Here is a 6,528-nt window from a genome sequence, read left to right on the forward strand (position 1 = left end):
GTGACCTCCTAAAAACTATTGGGGTTTAATTGTCCAGCCCGGTGATTCGCACCTCGATGTGCGAATGCCCCAGGGTGATGACGTCGCCGTCGGCCAGCAGCCAGTTTTCGATGGGCGTGTCATTAACCGTGGTGCCGTTGGTGGACTGGAGGTCCACCAGGACTGCGTCCTGGCCGTTCCAGGTGATTTCAGCGTGCTGGCGGGAGACCCCGGTGTCCGGCAGGCGCAAGTCGGCATCGTTGGAACGTCCAATGATATTGGATCCTTCGTGGACGTGGTAGGTCCGCGAGGAGCCGTCCTGGAGGAGAAGATTCACGCTCGGGCCGCTGGTAGCGGGTTCCGCGTCCGTGGGCTCGGGACGGATAAAGGTTGTCGTGGCGGCCTCGTCAGCAGAATTACTGTTCATCTGGTCCTCCTGGGTTTCGGTCTCGTGGAAAATGGCGTCGAACCCGATTTCTTCCTCGGGCTCATGGTCAATGAACGAAGAAACCCGCAACTGGCCGGTGCGGAGTCCGGATTCTTCGGCGATGCGAACGATGACGGGTCCCGCCAGACCCCAGCCGCTGTTGCGGATAAACCGCGACAGCTGGTCGGCCAGGTTCTGCGGGATTTGCGGGTCTTGGGAGAGGTTTTCCAGGTCCTTGGAACTGACTCCCACGAGCACCACATTGGGGCTGTAGAGGTTGTCGTCTTCTCCGCGTGTGAGGTTGTCTTGGACCTCCTGCTTGAGCAGCTCTTCGATCTCGGCGGGCACAACGCGGCCGCCGAAGACGAAAGCCATCCCGTTGTCCAGTCCGCGCTGCAGGGCAGAGTCAAACTTGGCAAGCTTTTCCATGAGTGCCATGCTGCGGTCCTCCTTCGAACGTGGATGTATTCGGCTCTGGTAATAAACCTCAACCATTATAGGCCGCGTATAGCACTAAAACGTAGCCGGAGCCCGAAAAGTTCCCGCAATTGATGCGTAGATCTCACTCATTTTCCGGCGTACTAGCTGCGGATTTGTAAGTATGTGGGTGTCCCGTGCTATCTTTATCTAGTCGCCAAGACAGGCAATACCCAGCCCGGGTGGCGGAATTGGCAGACGCGCTGGCTTCAGGTGCCAGTGTCCTTATAGGACGTGCGGGTTCAAGTCCCGCCCCGGGCACAGCGCGCAGTTAAACAAACTGCAACACCGGAGGTAACAAACTCGAAAGGGTTCGTGACCTCCGGTCTTTTGTTTTTCTGAACTTTTCCGGTCGAGGATTGCAAGTGTGGGGATTTACATCCTAAATCCCGCCCGCGCCGGCCGACACGTCTTTCGAATTTTGTTTTCGATGGTGTCAACAAATCACCTTGCTTGTTGTCCTGTCTGGCAGCCTTTCTTTGAGTCTTCGACTTACTGTGTAGGCAGTCAATTCGAGGCTTGATGTTTGCCTTGGTTTGGTTGACAATCTCGAGAGGCCAATAGTTTATTGGATGATCTCGTAGTTCGTTTTGGGCTCTGCGGCGTTTTGTTCGATGTATCTCAGCCGGGGCCCATAGGCCAGCCAGTTCTAGGGATTCGTTGTACGGGAACGCCAGTGTGTTTAAACCATCCTTGGCTTGAGATCCCATTTAGGGAGCGTGTCAAGTTGTTTGTGTGGGGGGTTAGGTTTACGGGTATTTGTCGAAATGGTCGGGGTAGGCCACGGCCATTTGGTTGATGGCTTGTTTCCAGCCGGAAACTCGGGCTCCTTCCATGAGTCTGCCGGCTGTCGCTGAGATTCGTTTGCCCTGCTTTGCCCTCTTTGCAGCTCGTTTGTCTTCAATGTTGCAGATCATCAGCCACAGCGTCTTCAGTGCTGATTCATCGTTAGTGAACTGCACCCTATTGCGAGTAGCTTTACGTAGTTCATTGTGAAACGACTCAATGGAGTTCGTCGTATAGATTACCTTCCTGGCTGCTGGTGGGAACTGCAGAAACGGGACAAACCGCCCCCACGCGTCCTGCCAGACCTTGACTGAGCGGGGATACTTTTCTCCCAATTCAGAGGCTTCACATTCGTCCAAAGCAGCACGGGCTGTGGACTCGTCTGCGGCGGTGTAGATCTTTTTCAACGCGGCTGGAGAGTGTCTGATTGTTTGTGTGCGGGGGCTTGGTTTACAGGTAGTCCGCGAATCGGTTGGGGTAAGCCACGGCTAGTTGGTTGATGGCTTGTTTCCACCCGGTGGCTTTCGCTCCTTCAATATAGCCGTTGCACTTTATGTTGCGCTTGGCTTTCTTCGCCCGCTGGGCAGCACGCTTGTCTTCGGTGTTGCAGATTATCAGCCACAGCGTCTTCAGCGCCGCGGTATCGTTCGGGAATTGGCCCTGGTTACGGGTAGCTTTATGCAGTTGCGCGTTGAGTGACTCGATCGAATTGGTGGTGTAGAGCACTCGCCTGGCCGCAGGCGGGAACTGTAGAAACGGCACGAACCGCTGCCAGGCGTCGCGCCAGACTGTGACCGACTGGGGGTATTTTAGGCCCAGTTCACTGGCCTCGAAAGCATCCAGGGTGGCGCGTGCGGTGTCCTCATTGGTAGCAGTGTAGACCTCACGCAGCGCGCGGGAGACAGATTTGCGGTCCTGATAAGACACCCACCCGGTTCGCAGCTCGAATCAGGTGCACAATGCAGGTCTGCACCATGGAATTCGGCCAGGTTGCCTCCACTGCTTCAGGCAGGCCTTTGAGCCCGTCACAGCAGACGATGAACACGTCCTGGACCCCGCGGTTGGCCAGATCTGCGCACACCGATGCCTAGAATGCGGCGCCTTCATTGTCAGCGATCCACAATCCCAGGATGTGCTTGATGCCGTCCATGTCGACACCAACCGCCATGTAGCACGCCTTGTTGACCACGCGGTGGCCGTCACGGATCTTCACGCGTAGGGCGTCGAGGAAGATCACCGGGTACAACTCGTCGAGCTGGCGGTTGTGCCAGATCATGACCTCTTCCACGACCGCATCGGTCATGGTGCTGATCGTATCGGGGCTCATATCCACCCCAAGGGTGGTCGCGAGATGATGGCAAATATCGCGCACTGTCATCCCGCCGGCGTAGAGCGAGACGATCATGTCGTCGAGCTCTGTGAGCCTGCGTGCGCCCCGGGGCACCATGCGGGGAATAAACGTGCCGGCACGATCCCTGGGCACAGTTACTTCCACCGCGCCGTATCCAGAATTGACGGTCTTGATCTACGAGCCGTTGCGGTGGTTATTCTCCTGTGAGGTTTCGACCTGGGCTTTGGCGTTGCGGTCGGAATGGCCGTAGCCCAAGTGCGCTTCCATCTCCGCCTTAAGACCGGCGTTGATCGATGCCTGTAACAGGCCTTTGACCAGCTCGCTTGCATCATCAGCGGAAGCCGACAGCTCGCTGATCAAGCTGGCGACCTCAGGGTTTTCCATCAGCTTCTCGCGGATCTCGTTGACCCTCGCCGGGTCATGGCTTTTCTTCGGTGACACCGTAGTCATTATCGGTGAAACTCCTTCTAGATCAGAGCCTCACACACAAACTTCCTGACACCCTCAACCCAGGACGCTTCATACCGAATCGGAGACTTTGATATGCGCAAAGCTACCGCCCCAGTAGACCCAGACACCTAAGTACACACCACTCGGTCCGGGTCCAAGCTGGGTATTGCTTGACCCGGGCCAGCATCAACTACCCGGAACACCCCAGTACCGCATTACTGGAACACCGGTACCAACAAACCGCATCCGACACTGTCTAACAAAGGGTCCACATCCCCAAATGCCCCTTAACGCGACACGCCGCAAATCCACACGAAATGTCCCTTAAGCCATTTTTCGGTTGTAAAGTACAGTGAATTGGTGCAGGACAAAAATTTTGGCGCATTGAAATGTGGAGTGTGGAACATGAAGACTGAGTGGAGCGTATCAGCTTTCGGGGGCTATATGAATTCTCTTTTGAAGAGATATTTCGCTGAAGAAAACCTGATTTCCCCAGGGGCTGTCGAGCTTAGAGCGGCTTGGAGAACTCCCCAATTCGTCTACTGCGTATTTTCAGTAATGTCCACGCGAGGGCTTGCGTATCTTGGTATGGAATTGCCCCCAATACCGAGTACTGGGGGCGTCTCTTCGGAGGAAGATACTGCTGTAAAAGGTTGGGCGGATCAACTTGCTGGAGACCCATTTGCCGGGGACTTGGACTATGGATCAGGAGATAAAATCGAGTGGCTTGGGGAAGTTAGCAACAACGTTCCTCAGCATTTTATGGAATTGAGAAGGATGAAAGCAGACAGAACCGTGGACACAGAGTTTTACATTCCGCTAACGGGTCACGGCTAACCTCTTCCTTATGTCTTATCGGATTTATTTTTTAGTCTAGACCTTTTTCCAGGTTAAACCATTGAGGGACTACGTCGCTGCCATCGTTAAAACCATATAGTGGTGTTTCTGAAACAGTAAGAGACACCAGCGTATCCGCCACATCACTAACCGCTTTTAACTCTTCCTGGGCAAATGGGGCCTGTTGCATTTCCACCGTCGCGTCATCTATATAGAGAATTCTTCCAGTCAAATACATGGCGAGAACAGGATGCAGGTAAGAGAAAAGAAGTAACTTCGTACAACTCAGCCTACGGTCTAGCGTTTTGCAGATCGAGGATACTTGGCTGTGGCCCATGGTTATCGCGACGATCAACGCGAGAGGAGGTGTGTGGGAAAACAACGACGGTGGGGATGATATGGCGTAGGATTCCCTAAATCGCGCGATACATGCGTCTGCTCGCCTGTCAAAACTTTGGCCATTGGTGCTTCGCGAAGCGATTTAGTACCAGAAATGAAGCCACCGGATATGTGCACCAGCGATTAGCCTAATCGCCCAGACTACACGCTGACGCCTTAATCAAGATGTGACGGCATTTATCATATGGATATTCCGTTGAATCTCTGGATCACAATCAAGCACAAATAGATCCCAGAGGGAACCCTCTGCCATCGCTCGACACATTAACGGCTTTTACATGACTGGTAAATTCCCTAGGTACTGTCTCTTCACCTAATGCCAAATCACGCCATAGCCGAGAGACACCAGCCCCTTCCATGGCGGGTTCGTCAACGTCTTTAGCCACACATGAAAGGCTATACAAACCCCATTCAGATTCATCAAATGGGTAAGTGCCAAAGTCTCGCATATCCCTACGGAAATCTTGCATCATGACTTCGCGAATTACTTCGTCTCCCCCATGTGTAATTTCGTCAGTTACATAGAGAATCTCTGTGATCTCTCGAGTCTTATCCACCCTTTTTAAATACTGTTTATGGAATTGTTCAAGGTCAGACTGTCGAGCGAGGAAGTAAGTCGTAAAAAGAAGAGTTTCGCCCAACATATTAAATCGGATCACCGTCTGCAGTGAAAGCTCCAGAATTTGTATACCTAGGCTGAGGGTAGCAGTGTCTTTTATGCACATTTTTTCCGAATTTGTTCGTGTACAAATCCGCATCTTTTTCCGCCTTTGTAGGATCTTTCGGATGATTACCGTAAACCAACCCTACTACTGGGTTTCCCGGTTCATTCTTCACCACTTGGCACTTCACTGTGAACATGCCCAGTTCATTTTTTTTCACAGCCGAAAAAGCTGGAGCTGGGCTAACGAACAGTAGTGAAAAGGCAACCGGAATAGAAATGATCCACTTGGAGGTTTTTGAAATATTTCTTAGCAAAGTTCTACCCTATCTACTTTCTCGTTTCCGCGGATGATCCATCTAACATTTGACCTGGTACCTGGAGCAATCGTATTGCAGGCGCTGTCTTTAGCCCCCAAAATAGGAGACGTGTTAGCGGTCATAATAACTTTGACCCTCATATCGGAATCGCAGTTGTTATAAACCTGGACAGCAAGTTTTTCCACCCTCGCCTGGACGCAGGATGGAGCGGTATTGGCAGAACGAGCCATCTGAGTAAAAGATGGCTTTTCTTCTACAAAACCGATGTCATATCCATGAGGAACTGAAACAGATTCTCCTTGGGATAGCTCTAAAATTGAGTAAGGATTTTCCTCCGCTTTAGGACTATATTCAGTTGCAAACGCAGCTGGGGAAGCACAAACAGTCAGGAGAGTTGCCACCACAGTGGAGAGAATGGAAGTGCGCATTTTACTACCGCCAATCATCCCGCCATCGCTGTTGGCAGGAGGTCGAGAATGTGACTCCACTATAGCGGAGAAGTGTGCTCCAGCGTTTAGTATTGGTGTCCTCTACTTTGGGCGATTGCTTTTAAGTGCTGGGCGCAGGGACAACAATTCTGTAAAAGCTAGTTTCGGATCTTTCCTTGGCGAAGCTGATCGAAGACGCTACCGGCGTAATCCTTGTCGAGGATGAAGCTGTTGTCGGTTTCTTTGAGAACTCCGTCTTTGACTCGACGATCCCACCACATGATTAAGGATGCGAGCGTGTAGCCGAGTTCGTATTTCTGACCAGGAACTGTGAATGTGGGGTTGCCCGCAAATCGTGGACACGTAGTGGAGCTACCTAGTGGTTAGGCAGCTATTTCTTTTTTACTGGTGGT

At 52.4% G+C, this 6,528-nt stretch carries 5 protein-coding genes, 1 tRNA gene and 2 pseudogenes; 2 read left to right on the top strand and 6 right to left on the bottom strand.

Annotated features, from left to right (window positions below; translation table 11 throughout):
• Positions 1-25: 25 nt before the first annotated feature.
• Positions 26-844 carry a DUF3662 and FHA domain-containing protein gene (locus tag QQS53_RS12430; protein WP_472776106.1) on the bottom strand — a complete coding sequence of 273 codons (819 nt, stop codon included), beginning with the start codon at positions 842-844 and terminating at the stop codon, positions 26-28.
• A gap of 215 nt (positions 845-1,059) precedes the next feature.
• On the opposite strand from QQS53_RS12430, the gene QQS53_RS12435 reads away from it, so the two are divergent.
• A tRNA-Leu gene (locus QQS53_RS12435) sits at positions 1,060-1,144 on the top strand.
• A 488-nt stretch (positions 1,145-1,632) separates the two neighbouring features.
• Here the strand turns inward: QQS53_RS12435 and QQS53_RS12440 are convergent.
• Positions 1,633-2,076: pseudogene (locus QQS53_RS12440) on the bottom strand (transposase); the annotation flags it as partial.
• Positions 2,077-2,119: 43 nt separating this feature from the next.
• A pseudogene (locus QQS53_RS12445) lies at positions 2,120-3,470 on the bottom strand (IS256 family transposase).
• Between the two features lie 360 nt (positions 3,471-3,830).
• Here QQS53_RS12445 and QQS53_RS12450 point away from each other — a divergent pair.
• The gene (locus tag QQS53_RS12450) at positions 3,831-4,307 is read left to right on the top strand and encodes a hypothetical protein (RefSeq protein ID WP_472776107.1); all 477 of its coding nucleotides are present in this window, start codon (positions 3,831-3,833) and stop codon (positions 4,305-4,307) included.
• A gap of 31 nt (positions 4,308-4,338) precedes the next feature.
• On the opposite strand, the gene QQS53_RS12455 is transcribed toward QQS53_RS12450, so the two are convergent.
• From QQS53_RS12455 to QQS53_RS12465, 3 genes are all read right to left on the bottom strand, one after another.
• The gene (locus QQS53_RS12455) at positions 4,339-4,545 is read right to left on the bottom strand and encodes a hypothetical protein (RefSeq protein WP_472776108.1); all 207 of its coding nucleotides are present in this window, start codon (positions 4,543-4,545) and stop codon (positions 4,339-4,341) included.
• A gap of 376 nt (positions 4,546-4,921) precedes the next feature.
• Positions 4,922-5,464, bottom strand: coding sequence for a hypothetical protein (locus tag QQS53_RS12460; RefSeq protein ID WP_472776109.1), 543 nt, complete (start codon positions 5,462-5,464; stop codon positions 4,922-4,924).
• A 213-nt stretch (positions 5,465-5,677) separates the two neighbouring features.
• Positions 5,678-6,115 carry a hypothetical protein gene (locus QQS53_RS12465; RefSeq protein WP_472776110.1) on the bottom strand — a complete coding sequence of 146 codons (438 nt, stop codon included), beginning with the start codon at positions 6,113-6,115 and terminating at the stop codon, positions 5,678-5,680.
• Between the last annotated feature and the right edge of the window lie 413 nt (positions 6,116-6,528).

This window comes from Corynebacterium sp. 2571A, from assembly GCF_055700935.1.